Source organism: Uliginosibacterium sediminicola, assembly GCF_039631295.1.
Taxonomy (GTDB): Bacteria; Pseudomonadota; Gammaproteobacteria; order Burkholderiales; family Rhodocyclaceae; genus Viridibacterium; species Viridibacterium sediminicola.
The window spans coordinates 467,314-483,501 of record NZ_JBDIVE010000001.1 but is presented as its reverse complement, the minus strand read 5'-3'; the positions used below and the strand labels follow the sequence as shown (position 1 = coordinate 483,501).

The 16,188-nt window shown below is 62.6% G+C and carries 14 protein-coding genes; 10 read left to right on the top strand and 4 right to left on the bottom strand.

Annotated elements, in window-relative coordinates; translation table 11 throughout:
- Positions 1–213 precede the first annotated feature (213 nt).
- Positions 214–1,080 carry a hypothetical protein gene (locus ABDB84_RS02270; protein WP_345918053.1) on the top strand — a complete coding sequence of 289 codons (867 nt, stop codon included), beginning with the start codon at positions 214–216 and terminating at the stop codon, positions 1,078–1,080.
- Positions 1,081–1,152: 72 nt separating this feature from the next.
- Here the strand turns inward: ABDB84_RS02270 and ABDB84_RS02265 are convergent, their stop codons facing one another.
- Positions 1,153–1,785: a flavin reductase family protein gene (locus tag ABDB84_RS02265; RefSeq protein WP_345918052.1), complete on the bottom strand. Its 633-nt coding sequence runs from the start codon at positions 1,783–1,785 to the stop codon at positions 1,153–1,155.
- A 446-nt stretch (positions 1,786–2,231) separates the two neighbouring features.
- Between ABDB84_RS02265 and ABDB84_RS02260 the strand changes: the two genes are divergently transcribed.
- The 8 genes from ABDB84_RS02260 to ABDB84_RS02225 all read left to right on the top strand — a co-directional run bounded on the left by ABDB84_RS02260 (position 2,232) and on the right by ABDB84_RS02225 (position 10,750).
- Positions 2,232–3,218 (top strand): ABC transporter substrate-binding protein, encoded by a 987-nt coding sequence (locus ABDB84_RS02260; protein ID WP_345918051.1) that lies wholly within the window; start codon positions 2,232–2,234, stop codon positions 3,216–3,218.
- Between the two features lie 26 nt (positions 3,219–3,244).
- Positions 3,245–4,222, top strand: coding sequence for an isopenicillin N synthase family dioxygenase (locus ABDB84_RS02255; protein ID WP_345918050.1), 978 nt, complete (start codon positions 3,245–3,247; stop codon positions 4,220–4,222).
- Positions 4,223–4,328: 106 nt separating this feature from the next.
- Positions 4,329–5,375, top strand: coding sequence for an aromatic ring-hydroxylating dioxygenase subunit alpha (locus tag ABDB84_RS02250; protein WP_345918049.1), 1,047 nt, complete (start codon positions 4,329–4,331; stop codon positions 5,373–5,375).
- Positions 5,376–5,503: 128 nt separating this feature from the next.
- Positions 5,504–6,523: an aromatic ring-hydroxylating dioxygenase subunit alpha gene (locus ABDB84_RS02245; RefSeq protein ID WP_345918048.1), complete on the top strand. Its 1,020-nt coding sequence runs from the start codon at positions 5,504–5,506 to the stop codon at positions 6,521–6,523.
- A 12-nt stretch (positions 6,524–6,535) separates the two neighbouring features.
- Entirely contained in the window at positions 6,536–7,363 is an 828-nt protein-coding gene (locus tag ABDB84_RS02240; RefSeq protein WP_345918047.1) for an ABC transporter ATP-binding protein, read from the top strand.
- A gap of 10 nt (positions 7,364–7,373) precedes the next feature.
- Positions 7,374–8,168 (top strand): ABC transporter permease, encoded by a 795-nt coding sequence (locus ABDB84_RS02235; RefSeq protein ID WP_345918046.1) that lies wholly within the window; start codon positions 7,374–7,376, stop codon positions 8,166–8,168.
- Positions 8,169–8,375: 207 nt separating this feature from the next.
- On the top strand, positions 8,376–9,803 hold the full coding sequence (locus tag ABDB84_RS02230) for an amidohydrolase family protein (RefSeq protein WP_345918045.1): 1,428 nt from the start codon (positions 8,376–8,378) through the stop codon (positions 9,801–9,803).
- Positions 9,800–10,750 (top strand): PDR/VanB family oxidoreductase, encoded by a 951-nt coding sequence (locus tag ABDB84_RS02225; protein ID WP_345918044.1) that lies wholly within the window; start codon positions 9,800–9,802, stop codon positions 10,748–10,750. Before ABDB84_RS02230 ends, ABDB84_RS02225 begins: the two co-directional genes overlap by 4 nt.
- Here ABDB84_RS02225 and ABDB84_RS02220 read toward each other — a convergent pair.
- Complete coding sequence (locus ABDB84_RS02220; protein WP_345918043.1) at positions 10,747–11,715, bottom strand: sodium-dependent bicarbonate transport family permease; 969 nt, start codon at positions 11,713–11,715, stop codon at positions 10,747–10,749. The genes ABDB84_RS02225 and ABDB84_RS02220 overlap by 4 nt on opposite strands.
- Before the next feature lie 130 nt (positions 11,716–11,845).
- Here ABDB84_RS02220 and ABDB84_RS02215 point away from each other — a divergent pair, with 130 nt between their 5' ends.
- On the top strand, positions 11,846–12,754 hold the full coding sequence (locus ABDB84_RS02215; protein ID WP_345918042.1) for a LysR family transcriptional regulator: 909 nt from the start codon (positions 11,846–11,848) through the stop codon (positions 12,752–12,754).
- Between the two features lie 44 nt (positions 12,755–12,798).
- Here the strand turns inward: ABDB84_RS02215 and ABDB84_RS02210 are convergent, their stop codons facing one another.
- The gene (locus ABDB84_RS02210) at positions 12,799–14,925 is read right to left on the bottom strand and encodes a hypothetical protein (protein WP_345918041.1); all 2,127 of its coding nucleotides are present in this window, start codon (positions 14,923–14,925) and stop codon (positions 12,799–12,801) included.
- 78 nt (positions 14,926–15,003) lie between these two features.
- Positions 15,004–16,011, bottom strand: coding sequence for an adenosine deaminase (locus ABDB84_RS02205; protein ID WP_345918040.1), 1,008 nt, complete (start codon positions 16,009–16,011; stop codon positions 15,004–15,006).
- Positions 16,012–16,188 lie beyond the last annotated feature (177 nt).

Below are 16,188 nucleotides of genomic sequence, written 5' to 3'. Positions count from 1 at the left end.
CGCCTGTCAAGGTTCTGGCGAAATTTCGGGCTTGCCGGGAAAGCTTGTTTTGCTCACATTTTGTGCGCGTTCTGCGTATTCGTAAGCGAGCACTTACGTCATGTGTGATGAGACATAAGTGATATTGCCAGTCCCTTGGGTCAGTCTCCCTAGAATCAGTTCGCAAGCCGGAATTCGCCGGCGCGATTGAATGGATTAAGGGGGTTTTTGGTCATGAGCGAATTTAAAACGAAGAGTCTTGCGGTGGCATGCCTGATGGCGCTGTGTCCCCTGGTGGCCCAGTCCGCCGACTGGAGCGACACTTATATCGGCTATCGCTACGGCAGCAAGTTCGCCGAACCGTTCGGTGCTCGGGACATTTCCAAGAGCATCATCAATTTCGGTCACGTCAGTGGCTACAAGTACGGCAGCAACTTCTTCAACATCGACCTGCTGATCTCTGACAGCAAGGATCCTTCGGCGCCTGCTAGTGGATCTGGCGCGCAGGAATTCTATGCGGTCTATCGCAACACCATCGATTTCTCCAAGGTCGCAGGCAAGAGTCTGGCTTTTGGTCCGTTCAGCAGCTTCGGTGCAACGGTGGGTTTTGATGCCAACAGCAAGGTCGATGCTGGCTATAACTCCAAGAAGCGTATGCTCGTCGCGGGTCCGACGGTGATGGTCAAGGTGCCCGGCTTCCTGAATGTCAGCGTGCTGGCACTGTGGGAGAGCAACGCGCCGTACAACAAGTTCAGCGGTGTGCAGACCTCTCGCTACTCCTACGATGTGCACCCGATGCTCAATGCCGCCTGGGGTATCCCGTTCAGCGTCGGTCCGGTGGCACTGTCGTTTGAAGGCTTCATGAACTTCATCGCCAGCAAGGGCAAGAACGAGTTCGGCGGTGGTACCCGTCCGGAAACCAATATCGATGCGCAGATCATGTACGACGTCGCACCGATTACCGGCCTGCCCAAGAACACGCTGCGCGTGGGCTTCGAGTACCAGTACTGGAACAACAAGTTCGGCAATGACCACAAGGCGCCTGGTGATTCCGGCGCTCTGGCCAAGACGCCGATGATTCGCGCTGAGTACCACTTCTAAGCAGTTCGCGAATCTGCTGTAGAAAGGCGACCTCGGTTGAGGTCGCTTTTTTTTGCCCGAGTGTTGTGCGATCTAGATTTCGTCGATGGGCGTCGTGCGGGCCGTGCCGCTCTCGTCGCCAATCACAAAGCGGTCACGCGTGCCTGTATAAAAGCTGGCGCCGAATCGACCAACGGGGAAGAAGTCTTGCAGGCGAACACGCCAGGTTTCGCTGTCGATCAGCCCCTCACGTGCATGCAGCCATAGCACTTCACCGATAAAGATTTGGCGGCTTTCTGTCTCCAGCAGCTTCCACAGCCGGCATTCAAAGGCGACCGGCGCTTCCGCGATGCGTGGTGGCGCGACGGCGCTTGAGGGGACAGCGCTGAAGCCGGCGTGGCCCAATTCGCTGATCTCCGAGGGCAGGGCGTCGCCACAGCGGTGCATCTTCTCGGCAATCGCCTCGTCCGCAATATGTACGACGAACTCGCCCGAGCGCAGGATGTTGTTGGCGGTGTCCTTGAGTCCGCCATCATGTTTGCGATTGACGCTGATCATCAGTAGTGGCGGCTCTTCGCCAAGCATGTTGAACATGCTGAAAGGTGCTGCATTGATCACGCCTTCCGCGTTGAGGCTGGTGACCAATGCAATCGGTCGCGGCACGATCAGGCTGGCCATCAGTTTGTAGCGCTGGTACTCGCTCAGCTCGGCAAAATTCACATCCATGGTGTCGGCGCAGGGTATGGAGAATGCGGCCAGTGTAGTCAGTTTGCACGCAGCGATGCATCGCCATCGCGCAGCCTGCATCACAAAGATGCACTGAGGGCGGCACAGCAATGCGTCGCTCGACAGCCAGAAAATTGTAAACATTTGATTTTCATCAATGCACGCCAATGGCGTGTGTAGTTGGCACGTGCGTTGCTATGTATTCACCGTGGAGTAGAAGCTGGCAATTGCGGTGAAGCCAATTCATTGCAACGGGTCATTGCTCCGGCAGCGCTAGGGAAACCGTGCGCTGTGTGCTCGCAAGAGCGCTTGTGTTCGTTACGGAACACAACGGGGGCTGGGCTTGATGTGCCACAAGAGCAACACAAGACTTCTGCGACAAACCCCCTGCGTGTTCCGGTTCCCTGCAAGGTAAAGCTTGCAAAACTTCTCAACGGAGAACCGACATGTCACGCAGCATCAAGAACAGCCTGAAACTCATTCTGGGTACCGTAGCACTTGCCTGTCTGGCCGGCCCGGTGGCCGCTCAGGAAAAAATCACCTTTCTCACCTCCTGGTACGCGCAGGCCGAGCACGGTGGCTTCTATCAAGCCGTCGCCAAGGGCATCTACAAGAAGTACGGCCTGGATGTCACGGTCAAGATGGGTGGGCCGCAAGTCAATGGCATGCAGCTGCTGACGGCAGGGCAGGCTGACTTCATCATGGGTTACGACCTGCAGGTGCTCAGCTCGGTCGAGAAAGGCATTCCGGTCACCACCGTCGCCACCTCCTTCCAGAAGGACCTGCAAGGCATGATGACGCACGAGGGCGTGAAGAGTCTTGCCGATCTGAAGGGCAAGACGATTCTCGCCGCCAGCACCGCGCATGCGACCTGGCTGCCCTGGGTGAAGGCCAAGTATGGTTATACCGATGCCCAGGTGCGTGCCTACACCTTCAACCTGCAGCCCTTCTTTGCAGACACCAATGTTGTGCAGCAAGCTTATCCCTCGTCCGAGCCCTTCCAGGCGATGAAGAACGGCGTCAAGGTGAACTTCTTCCTGTTCGCTGATGAAGGCTACCCGCCCTATGGCACGACCATCGTGACGATGCAGAAGACGGTGGCCGAGAAACCTGATGTTGTCGCGCGCTTTGTGAAGGCCTCGATTGAGGGCTGGAAGAGCTACCTTGCCGACCCGACGGCCGGCAACGAGCTGATCAAGAAAGACAACCCCAAGATGGATGACGAGCAGATCGCCTTCGGCGTCAAGCGCATGAAGGAACTGCATGTCTTCGACGGCGGCGACGCCGCCAAGCTCGGTGCCGGCATCATGACCGATGCGCGCTGGGAGCAGACCTACAAGTTCATGGTTTCGGCCGGCCTGCTCAAGCCCGAAACGGAATGGAAGAAGGCTTACACGACGCAGTTCGTCAAAGACCTGAAGATCGCTCCTTGAGCGTAGTGGTTTGACGGAGACTCATCATGGTTCAGTACATTGCGCCCCAGCGCAGCCTGACGCCGGTGCTGGACATCGGCCCCTGGCTCGACGGCAGCGACAAGGCGGGCGTTGCGCAGCGTTTCGATCGCATCTGTCGCGAGATCGGCTTCTTCTACCTGGTCGGCCATGGCGTGCCGCAGGCGCAGCTGGATAGCGCCTTGCAGCAGGCGCAGCGCTTCTTTGATATGCCTGATGCGTACAAGCGCAGTCTCGGCGTCAACGAAGCGCGGCGCGGCTACGAGCCGCTGGGCGCGCAGGCGCTGGATGTTGATTCGCCGCCGGACATCAAGGAGTCCTTCCTGATGGGCGCGCCGATGGCGGACGATCATCCGCTGGTGCGCGCCCGCCTGCCCAACTACGGCGGCAATGTCTGGCCTGATGAGCTCCGCCTGCCAGGTTTTCGCTCGGTGTGCGAAGCGTATCGGCAAGCCGTGTCGGATCTGTCCGAAACCCTGATGGCGATCTTTGCCGTCGCTGCCGGCATGGATGAACAGCACTTTGCCGATCTGCTGATCGATCCGATGGCGAGCTTGCGCTTCCTGCACTATCCGCCGCAGCCGGCCAGGGCGCGTGACAACCAGATCGGCTGTGGCGCGCATACCGACTGGGGCACTTTCACGATCCTGCTGCAGGACGATACCGGTGGCCTCGAAGTGCAGGCGGCCAGCGGCGAGTGGTTGCTCGCCGAACCCATGCGGGGCGCCTTCATCGTCAATCTGGGCGACATGATGCCGGTGTGGACCAATGGGGCGTATCACTCCAATGCGCACCGCGTGCTCAATCGTTCGCCGGATCGGCATCGTTACTCGGTACCGTTCTTTCAGGATCTCAATTACTACGCGCGTATCGAATGCCTGCCCGAGTTCCTGCCCGCGCCTGGCCGGCCGGTGATCCCGGCGCGCACGGCAGGTGAGCATTTCGACCTGATGTATCGCAAGACACGCGAGGCCGCGGCGGCCTAGCGCGAGCAAGACGGTGCGCCGGGCGCGCACCGCCGCAGCGAAGGCGACCGTGTTGGCACGCCGGCTGCAGACGTCCGCTGTGGCGGACGTAGTTGGGGAGTACATCATGCTGGTCACACAGCAATCTGTTCTGCGCCGCTTCTGGTACGCCGTGATGCCCATGGCGAAAATTGCCAGCGGTCCGCAGCCTTTCACCCTGCTCGGCGAGCAAATCGTGATCTGGCAGAAAAGCGATGGCAGCCCCGCAGCGGTACGCGACCGCTGCTGCCATCGTACAGCCAAGCTCTCCAAGGGCTTTGTCGATGGCGACAACATCGCCTGTGGCTATCACGGCTGGCAATACGATTGCACGGGCGCCTGCGTCAAGATTCCGCAAAGTCCGGATACGGCGATTCCGTCCGGCGCACGTGTGCAGGCCTATCACTGCCAGGAGAAATACGGCTATGTGTGGGTCGCGCTGGAAGATCCGCTCAAGCCGATCTTCGACATCCCCGAGCACGATGACGCGGCCTATCGCTGCGTGCAGCAGTTCGATGTGCGCTGGAATACCGGCGCCCTGCGCTTGATGGAGAACTCCTTCGACGCCGCGCACTTCGCCTTCGTGCACAAGGGCACTTTTGGTCAGTTCAAGGCGCAGAAGCCGGAGTTCTTCGAGCTGCGCGAAACCGACTATGGCTTCGAGGCGGAGACGCATCTGGTGATCAACAATCCGCCGGCCTCGCAGCGTATCACCGGCACCACTGAGCCGACCACGCGCCGCCATTTCCGCAATCAATGGCATTTGCCGTTCAACCGCAAGCTGGGGCTGGAGTATCCGAATGGCTTGCAGCACAACATCATCACCTGCGCCACGCCGATTGACGATGAGCACATCCAGATCCTGCAATGGCTCTACCGCAATGACAGCGAGGCTGATTGCTCGGCGGCGGAACTCAACGAATGGGATTTGCGCGTGATTGCGGAAGATAAGGAGATTCTCGAAACCGTCGATCCCGATGCGCCGGTGGATGTGACGCGCCGTGTCGAGCAGAACATGGCGGCGGATCAGCCGGGCCTGATCATGCGTCGGCGCTTGCTGGCGCTGTTGAAGGAGCATGGCGAGAGCGAAGTGCATCGCGTGATCGCGATCCAACGCAGCCCTCTCCCGGCCTAGCGGCCACCCTCTCCCGCATGCGGGAGAGGGGAGTAACGAAACTGCGGCGCTGAGACTTCAGTGCCCGAACCGGCGAAGGCGACCGTATTGGCACGCCGGCTGGTGAAGTAGAAAGAGGAGTTCCCAACATGCTGGTTACACAACAACCCGTCCTGCGTCGTTTCTGGTACGCGCTGATGCCGATGACATCACTCGACGACGGCCCCAAACCTTTCACCTTGCTCGGCGAAAAGCTGGTGCTCTGGAAGCAGGCTGACGGCACGCCTGCCGCGCTGCAAGATCGCTGTTGCCATCGCACGGCGCAGCTCTCCAAAGGCTTCGTCGAAGACGGCAATATCGTTTGCGGTTACCACGGCTGGACTTACGATTGCTCCGGCGCTTGCGTGAAGATTCCGCAGAGTCCGGGGACGGCGATTCCGCCGGGTGCCAAGGTCAAGGCCTTTCACTGCAAGGAACAATACGGTTACGTCTGGGTGGCGCTCGAAGAGCCGCTGCGCGACATTCCACACTTTCCTGAAGACGGCGCGCCCGGCTACCGGCGCATCTTCCAGTTCTACCAGCAGTGGAAGACCAGCCCCGTGCGCATGATGGAGAACAGCTTCGACAACTCGCACTTCTCCTTCGTTCACAAGGCCAACTTCGGCATTCTCGATCAGCCGACGCCTGCGCCTTACGAGTTCCGTGACACCGATTACGGTTTCGAGGCCGAAACCACGGTGCCGATCCGCAATCCGGAGGCGAGCTTCCGCGTCACTGGCACGACCGAGCCGATTACCCATCGTCACCTCATCAACCGCTACTACCTGCCGTTCTGCCGGCGCTTTGGCTGCACCTATCCGGCCAGCGGCATTGACCACATCATCTACAACTGCGCGACGCCGATTGACGACGAGAACATGATTCTCGTGCAATGGCTCTACCGCAACGACAGCGAAGAAGCTTGCAGCACGCAGGAGCTGATCGACTGGGACGAGGCGATCACCGCCGAGGACCGCGAGATCCTCGAAGCCACCGACCCCGACGCCTGCATCGATACACGTCGCCGCGTCGAATTCCACATGCCGTCCGACAAGCCAGGCCTGATGATCCGCAAGCAGCTGATGGATCTATTGACTGCGCACGGCGAAGTCGAAGTGTTCCGTCGCTGACCAGAGGTGAACATGCTCATGCAATATCAGGAAATCGAGTCTGTGGAGAGCACGATCAGTCCCGATGCGGATACCGTGCTGTTTGCCAATCGCGTCGACAAGACCTACCCCAATGGCACGCATGCGCTGGACGATGTGCGCCTGCGCATCCAGCGCGGCGAGTTTGTGTCGCTGCTCGGTCCCTCGGGCTGCGGCAAGAGCACCTTGCTGCGCATGTTTGCCGGGCTGGAGACACCCAGCGCTGGCCACCTGCGCTGGTGGAACGAGCCGCGCATGCCCGACTACCGGCAGGATCGCAGCATGGCGATGGTGTTCCAGGAAGCGACGCTGATGCCCTGGGCGGATGTGGCCAGCAATGTGCGCCTGCCGCTGGACCTGTGCAAAGCCGGCGCGGAGAAGCGTGAAGCGCGGGTGGCCCAGGCACTCGAACTGGTGGGCTTGTCGAAGTTCCACAAGTCCTACCCGCGTGAGCTCTCGGGCGGCATGCAGATGCGCGTGTCGATTGCGCGTGCGCTGGCGATGGACCCCAATCTGCTGCTGATGGACGAGCCCTTCGGCGCCCTCGACGAATTCACGCGCAACAAGCTTGATGCCGACTTGCGCGCGCTGTGGGCGAGTCGCGACCTGACCGTGGTCTTCGTCACCCACAGCATCTACGAGGCGGTGTTCCTGTCGAGCAAGGTGGTAGTGATGGGCGCGCGACCCGGTCGGGTGATCGGCGAGGTGGATATCCAGGGGCCGGCGGTGCGCGATGAGAGCTTCCGCGTTTCGCCGGAGTTCCTGCACTACTGCCAGGTGCTGTCGGATCTGCTGACACGCGCCAATGTGGAACACGATTGAGGAGGCTGTGATGAGAAAAGAACTGCTCAAGGACCCGCGCGTGGTGCGCATCGTCGCGCCGCTCTTGGTAGGCATCGTCTTGCTGGGCAGCTGGCAGCTGATCTGCGTGGCCTTCAAGGTGCCGGCTTACCTGGTGCCGACGCCGCTCAACATCGTGCAGACCCTGGTCGCCAATTTCGGTTCGCTGTTTGGCGCCTTGCTGGTGACGCTGAAGATCACCCTGCTGGCATTTCTGTGTGCGGTGCTGCTAGGGGTGATGATTGCTTTTCTGCTGGTGCAAAGTCGCATCATCGAGGCCAGCCTGTTCCCGTATGCCATCTTGCTGCAGGTGACGCCGGTGGTGGCCATCGCGCCGCTGATCATCATCTGGGTCAAATCACCGACGCCCGCCCTGGTCGTCTGCGCGACCCTGGTGGCCTTGTTCCCGATCATCTCCAACACGGTGCTGGGCCTGCGCAGCGTCAATCCGGGCCTGCTCAATCTGTTCAAGCTCAACCGCGCCACGCGCTGGCAAACCCTGGTGCGCCTGCGCATTCCAAGTGCATTGCCGTACTTCTTCGGCGGGCTGCGCATCTCCTGCGGGCTGGCGCTGATCGGTGCAGTGGTGGCCGAGTTCGTGGCTGGCACGGGCGGCACCGGCGCGGGCCTGGCCTACCAGATCCTGCAAGCGGGCTTCCAGCTCAACATCCCGCTGATGTTCGCCGCACTGCTGTTGATTGCCGCCACCGGTGTCGGCCTGTTCAGCTGCATGGCCTGGCTGACGCGCCTGAGTTTGCGGCATTGGCACGAAAGCGAATTGGCTTGATCACGCGCCAGTCCACGTTGAGCGATTCCGCCTCACCCGGCCTTACGGCCACCCTCTCCTCACGGAGAGGGACGGCAAGCTCCGCACTCAGGCTTAGCTGTTCCCTCCCCCTCGGGGGAGGGTGCCCGGAGGGCGGGAGAGGGGCGATGCTGAGTGCAGCACCGCGCTTGCCAAGCGCTTCGTTCGCAACAAAAAATTGAAGACCACATGACCACTCTACTTATCCAGAACGCCGCTGCCATCCTCACCGGCCTTGCCGGCGAGGCGGCGCGTCACCCTGGCCCCGATATCCGCATTGTCGAGGGGCGCATCGCCGCCATCGGCCGCCTCACCGCGCAAGCGGGCGAACGCGTGCTCGACGCCACCGACTGCGTGATCTACCCGGCCTGGGTCAATACCCATCACCACCTGTTCCAGGCGCTGCTCAAGGGAGAGCCGCAAGGCATCAACGCGACGCTGACGCCCTGGCTGGCGGCCACACCGTATCGCTTCCGCGCTGGCTTCGATGCCGGCAGCTTCCGCCTCGCGGCGCGCATCGGCTTGATCGAACTGGCGCTCTCCGGTTGCGCCACGGTGGCCGATCACAACTATCTGTATTACCCCGGTCAGGACTACGACAGCTCGGCGATCCTGTTTGAAGAGGCGGAAAAGCTTGGCCTGCGCTTCGTGCTGTGTCGTGGCGGCGCGACGCTGACGCGGCAGCTCGAAGCCGAGTTGCCGCAAGCGCTGCGCCCGGAATCGATGCACGCCTACATGACGGACATGGAGCGCCTGGCCAGGCAGTTCCACGATCCGGCGCCGGACGCCATGCGCCGTGTGGTGATGGCGCCGACCACGCCGCCGTATTCGATGCGTCCAGAGGAATTGCGCGAAGCCGCCGCACTGGCGCGCCGGCTGGGTCTGCGCCTGCATTCGCATCTCTCCGAAACGGTGGGCTATCAGGACAGCACGCAAGCCATGCACGGCCTCAGCCCGGTGCGTTTCTGCGAGAGCATCGGCTGGCTCGGTGATGACGTCTGGTTTGCGCATCTGGTCAAACTCGATGCCGATGAAATCGCCTTGCTCGGCCAGACGCGTACCGGCATCGCCCACTGTCCGCAAAGCAATGGTCGCCTGGGTAGCGGCATTGCGCCGGTGCGCGCGCTGGAGGCGGCCGGCGTGCCGATTTCGATTGGCGTGGACGGCGCGGCTTCCAATGAAGCGGCCGACATGATCTCGGAAACCCACGCCGCCTGGCTGATGCAGCGCGCCAAGGGCGGTGAAGCAGCGCTCGCCCAGTATCGCGGCGGCCTTGGCGAACAGGGCGCCGACTGGGCCAGCGTCGAAGATGTGGTGCGCTGGGGCACGGCGGGTGGCGCGGCGGTGCTCGGCCTGCCCGACATCGGCAGCCTGCAGCTGGGCCAGGCGGCGGATATTGCGATCTACGACCTGAGTCGCAATCCGCGCTACTTCGGTCTGCACGATGTCGCCATTGCGCCGGTGGCCTGCGGCGGCAGCGCGCATCTGCGCAGCCTGCTGGTGGGCGGACGCGAGATCGTGCGCGAGGGCGCGATACCCGATCTGGATATGGTCGAGCTCGCCGCGCAGGCGCGCGTGGCGACGCGTGCGCTGATTGCCCGCGCGGAGGCGGCATGAGCCCAGAGATGATCACGGTGAAAATCCGCAGCATCCGTATCGAGGCCGAGGACATCCGCAGCTTCGAGCTGGTCAGCACCGATGGTTCAAGCTTGCCGGCCTGGTCGCCGGGTGCGCATGTGATGGTCGGCGTGGCGGGGCTGCAGCGCGCTTATTCGCTGTGCAATCACCTGCGCGAGCGCAACGGCTACCGCATCGCCGTCAAGCTGGAGCCGCAGTCACGCGGCGGCTCCCGCGCCATGCACGCCTTGCGCGTCGGCGACACGCTGCAGATCAGCGCGCCGCGTACGCTGTTCGAACTCGATGCCAGCGCGCAGCGCCATGTGCTGCTGGCCGGCGGCATCGGCATCACACCGCTCTACGCGATGTTCAATGCACTGCGCGGCATGGCAGCGTGCGAGCTGCATTACTTCGTGCGCAGCGCGGCGCAGGCGGCCTTTGTCGATCAGCTCGGCGTCGAAGCGCGGCTCTACAGCGGCTTCGAGCCGGCGCAGACGGCGGAGGCGCTGGCCGAGATCATCCGCCCGCATGCTGATGACTCGCGGACGACTTTTTATACCTGCGGCCCGGCGCCGTTCATGGCCGCGGTGGAGGCGGCGCTGAGCGCAGCCGGCGTGCCCGCCGAACAGCTGCGCAGTGAGCGCTTTGCCGCTGCGCCGGCTGCCCCAGGCAGCGGCGATGGCCGCTTTCACATCGTTTTCGCACGCAGCGGCGTCGAAGCCGATGTGCCCTCTGGCGTGCCCATCATCCAGGTCGCACGTGAGTGTGGCGTCGATATTCCGACCAGCTGCGAGCAGGGCGTTTGCGGCGCCTGCCTCAGCGATGTCATCGAAGGCCAGCCCGAACATCTCGATGCCTATCTGAGCGATGAGGAGCGGGCCGGCGGCAAGATCATGCTGCCCTGCGTCTCGCGCTGCCAGGGCCCGCGGCTGGTGCTTGATCGCTAGCGACCGAGCACGCTCTGCGCAATCGAGGCGTAGAGCGGGATGCCGATCAGGATGTTGAACGGGAAGGTCAGCCCCAGCGACATGCTGAAGTACAGCGAGGGATTGGCTTCCGGAATCGCCTCGCGCACCACCGCCGGCACCGCGATGTAGGACGCGCTGGCGGCCAGCACCATCAGCAGGGTGGTATTGCCCACCGACAGCCCGCCGAGCACTGCCAGGCCCAGCGCCAGGCTGGCATGGACCAGGGGGGCGCCCAGCGCGTAGGCCAGCAGCCAGGGCGACTTGCCACGCAGCTGGCCCATGCTGCGCGAGGCCAGCAGGCCCATGTCGAGCAGGAAGAAGGCCAGCATGCCTTTGAACAGATCGACCGAGAAGGGGTGCATCGCCACTTCGCCAGTCGCGCCGCTGACGATGCCGACCAGCATCGAGCCGAGCAGCAGCAGTTGCGCACCGTCGGTGAAGGATTCGTGCAGCACGGCGCGCAGCGAGTGGGTGTTGCTGGCATTGGCGGTACCGTCGCCGCGCCGCACCAGGTTGGCCAGCAGGACTGCCATCAGGATCGCCGGCGATTCCATCAAGGCCATCGCGGCGGCCATGTGTCCGCCGAAAGCGATGCCGGCATTGTCGAGAAACTGGATCGTGGTGATGAAGCTCACTGCGCTGACCGAGCCGTAGGTCGCCGCGATGGCAGCGGCGTCGTAGCCGGAGAGAAAGCGCTTGAGCAGCAGGTAGCCGAGGGCGGGCACCAGCAGGGCCAGCAGCAAGGCGAAGCCGAGGGTGAGTGCGATGTCTGCGGTGAGCCCGGACTTGGCCAGCGCAAAGCCGCCCTTGAGGCCCAGCGCCATCAGCAGGTAGAGCGACAGGAAGCGCGAGATCTGCGGCGGAATCTCGAGGTTGGAGCGGACGAAGCCGGCACAGATGCCGAACACGAAGAACAGGATGGATGGATCCAGAATGCTTTGCATGGTGAGGCGCCCCGATTCATTGTGATGCCCGCCCGGTGCGGGCGCGGCTGTTCATGGTGTGCAATTTAGGCTTTGCGAAGCTTCTGTAAAAGCAGACAATATTGAACAGTTACTTCTGTAAATACGAAGCATGAGCCGCGACTTCAATTACCGTCATCTGTACTACTTCTGGGTGGTTGCCAAGGAGGGTGGCGTGGCGCGCGGCGCCGAGCGCCTGGGCATGGCGGTGCAGACGGTGAGCACCCAGGTCAAGGAGCTGGAGCGCGAGCTGGGTTTTGCGCTGTTCAAGCCGGCCGGCCGCAAGCTGGCGCTGACCGAGGCCGGGCAGGCTGCGTTGCAGCAGGCCGAGCAAATCTTCCAGCTGGGTGAGGCCTTGCCGGACATCGTGCGCAATGCCGGCACCGCGCCGTCGATGCGGCTGGCGGTGGGCATCTCGGACAGCCTGCCCAAGCTGGTCGTGCATCGGTTGATGCAAAGCGTCTTGCAGACGCCAAATCTGCAGCTGCGCTGCCAGCAAAATGCCTTCGACGAATTGCTGGCCGATCTGGCCCTGCACCGGCTCGATCTGGTGATCACCGACCGGCCGGCGCCGCCCAATCGCAATCTCAAACTCTACGGTCATGCCCTGGGGCATTCCGCGGTGGCCTGGTATGCGCCGGACAATCTGTTTGCCGCCGCTTGCGAGGGATTCCCGCAGTCGCTGGCCAAGGTCGCGGTGCTGCTACCCAGCGCGCAGGCCGCGCTGCGCTTGCGGCTCGATCAGTGGTTCGAGCGGCAGGGCATTCGTCCGCATGTAGTGGGCGAGTTTGAAGACAGCGCGCTGCTGAAAACCTTCGGCGCCAATGGCATGGGCGTGTTTCCCGCCGCCGAGATGGTGCATGACGAGCTGCTCAGCCGCTACGGCGTGCGCTGGGTCGGAACTTGCACGGGGGTGGAGGAGTACTTCTACGGCATCAGCGCCGACAAGCACGTGATGCATCCGCTGGTGCAGCGTCTGCTGCCGGCGCCGCCCGAGGGACGCGGGCGCACGCCCAAGTGAGCGCGGCCCGCAGCGCCGAGGCTGCGGGCCGCGTGGAGGCGGGCTTACTTGGCGACGTGGCCGTAGCAGCTCATCAGCTTGTCGTACTCATAGAAATGCTGGGTGCCGGCGAGCTTGGCGCTGTCGCAGGCGGCCTTGAAGTCGGTTTCCTTCTCGTCGTAGAGCATCTTGACGATCAGCTTGCCGCTGGCGTTGCGATAGACATCCCACTGCATATTGGCGGCCATGCGCGAGACGTATTCGCCGCGCCAGGTATTGGTCTCGTAGCTGTAGTCGGAGGCCTTGGGCACTTGCTGCAGCACGCCCTTGAGTTCCATGATCGAGGCGAAGGGAATCATGATCTCGGCATGCGCGAAGCGGAACTTGGCAGCGTGCGAGAGATCGCCCTTGGCGATCGCATCGACCTCGTTGAACATGTCGTCGACCAGCACCTGCGCCATCTTGTAGGTGACGCTGCCTTTCTCCGTCATGCCCGGACCCTTGTCGTAGAAGTCGGAGGCATCGTTGGTGAAGGCGAAGAACTTGGCTTGCTCGATCGGCATGTAGGGCGTGAAGTCGACGCCCGCTTCGCTGCGCATGGCCGGCGCGATGACATACAGTTCGTAGAGCAGGGAGCCGGCGCTGGCGGCCGAGTTGATCACCGTCTTGCCGTCACCGCTGAGCGTGCTGCTGAACTTGCCGTCGCTGCTGCTGTAGGTGAAGCTGCCGGTATTGCTGAAGCTGTAAGTGCCGTTCTCGATCTTGTCGACAAAGGCGCTGGTAAACAGGCGCTCCAACACGGCACGGCCGGCGGCCTTGGCCTTGGCCGTGCTCAGGATGGCGGCCTGCTTGGCCAGCAGATCGGCATCGCTGGACTTGTAGCTCTGGTAGCTCTGGCTGTCCTGATAGGTCTGGTAGAGCGGGTCGGTCGTCACGCTGACCCGGTCAGTGGCTTTGACCAGCTTGTGGAAGTAGAGCAGGAAGCGATTGGTGCCGGCCGCCTGGGCGACTGCCGTGCCGGTGTCCGGGTAAGGCGAGGGCGCCGGCGGGTAGTAGACGAGGCTGCCGAGCGCCGGCTGTGTTGCCTTGAGCGACTGGATGAAGAAGTTGCCGCTATCGACAGCGCGATCCACACCCGAAGTCACGGTGACGATCTGGCGTGCCGAGCTGGACGCGGAGCTGGCCACACCCGACCAGTACGCTGCATTGCGCTGCAGGGCACGCACGGCCAGCTGGGTGTGTTCCTTGATGCCGACCTGGGTTTCATTGCCATAGCCCGGCGTGCTGATGCCGCTGACGCCATAGCCGAGCAGGAAGTTGGCTTTCATGATGCTCAGCACGTCGGGGCCGAGCTTGGCACCGAGCGTGGTCAGTGCGCCGTCGGTCTGCGCCTGCTTCCACATGTTGTAGACCGCCAGATCATATTTCAGGCTGGACAAGCCACGCGAGCCGTGGCGCGCGATCATCTGCGTGAAGATCGGGCTGTAGCCGCTGGGCGCGGCTTCGTAGCTGCTGATGTCCTGCTGCGGGCGATAGGGCGCCTTGGTCTGGTAGTAACGGTCGACCTGCGCGGCGGTATCGGTCGCGTCGATCACGCTGCTGCCGGCGGCCAGATTGGCGGCGATGCGCTTGAGGCCGTCGTCCGAGGCTTCCTTGAGTGCGGCTTTGATGCTGCTGTCGGACTCGCTATTGAAGTCACTGAGCAGCTTGCTGGCCGGGACGCCGACAGCGAGCGCGACCTTCTGCAGCGCAGCGCTGTAGCTCAGGCTGTTGCGCTCCATCTCGGCGACCACGGCGGTCGAATGCAGGCTGATGATTTGCGGCGCAGTGGCGGGCGCACGCAGCACGATCTTGCTGCTGACGGGTATGCTGATGCCGGTGCTGGGCTCGTATTCGCGTGCATCCGTGCCGATCTCGGCAACCACCGCGCCACTGCCGCTGAGCGTGTACTTGCCGGCATTGTCACTGCGTGTGCTGACTTCGCCGCTGTCACAGACGCCGTTGTTATTGCTGTCCAGACAGACGCGGGCATTCTGGAAGTAGCTGCCGACAACCGTGCCGCTGGTCGTGGCTGCAGGTGCGCTGGCTGTTGTGGTGTCGGCAGAATTGCCGCTACAGGCGGCGAGTACGGCAAGGAAGCTGAGGGAGAGGAGCAGGCGCGCTGTGCGCGCCGGAATACTTGTACGTAGCATGGCTGTGCGGAGGGGCAATGGTATCGCCCAATTTTCCGCCGCTCAGGTTACGCAGGTATTGCACTGCTCCTGCCCTACTTAGCCGAGCATGTGCGCGTCCACCTTGGCGCACCACGCAGCTTTGTCTGCTGCGCTGATGAAGCTGGCCTGGAAGCTGTTGCGGAAGATGCGTGCCCAGGTGGCCGCGTCGAAGTTGAAGGCTTCCTGCACCGCGCGAATATTGTTGCCGAGGTAACCGCCGAAATAGGCCGGGTCGTCGCTGTTGATCGTCACGCACAGATCCGCAGCAAGCATCGCCGGCAGGCTGTGCTGACGCATCTCCTTGAATACACAGAGCCGCACATTGGAGAGCGGGCAGACGGTGAGCGGCATTTGTTCTTGCGCGAGGCGCGCGACCAGGGCGGCGTCTTCAGTACAGCGCACGCCATGGTCGATACGGCTGACTTTGAGCAGGTCCAGCGCTTCATAAATGTAGGCTGGCGGACCCTCTTCGCCAGCGTGGGCGACGACGGGTTTGCCCAGTGCGCGACAGGCGGCGAAGACGCGCTCGAACTTCGAGGGCGGGTGGCCCATCTCCGAGGAGTCGAGACCGAAAGCCGCAACGTGCTGCAGATAGGGTTCGGCTTCGCGCAGAGTGGCGAAAGCCTCTTCCTCGCTGAGGTGGCGCAGGAAGCTGAGAATCAGCGTAGCGCTGATGCCCGACTCGGCACGTGCCGCGTCGATGCCGGCACACAGGCCCTTGATCACGGTGCCCATGGCGATGCCGCGCGCGGTATGGGTTTGCGGATCGAACATGATCTCGGCATGGCTGACACCGTCGGCCGCCGCGCGGCGCAGATAGGCCAGCATGAGATCGTGGAAGTCTTCCTCGCTGCGCAGGACATCGGCACAGGCGTAGTACAGATCGAGGAAGGACTGCAGATTGCTGAAGTCGTAAGCTGCACGCAGCGCCTCGACGCTGGCGAAGGGGAAGTCGATGCGGTTGCGCTGGGCCAGCGCAAAGGCCAGCTCGGGTTCCAGCGAGCCTTCGATGTGCAGGTGAAGTTCAGCCTTGGGGCAGCTGAGTGCGCGTTGCAGGATGTCCATATTCCTTCTCCACAAATGAAAAACGTCATTCTGAAAAGAATGACGTTCTTGAATTTATATCACAGGACTTGAACATGTCAGGAAGCGGAGCGAGCGGGTTGCCGGCAAGGCGCCTCGCGCAGAGCAGTGCTTGGGCACGGCGAGCGAGGCAACACAGCTGGCGACCCGCGCAGCCCG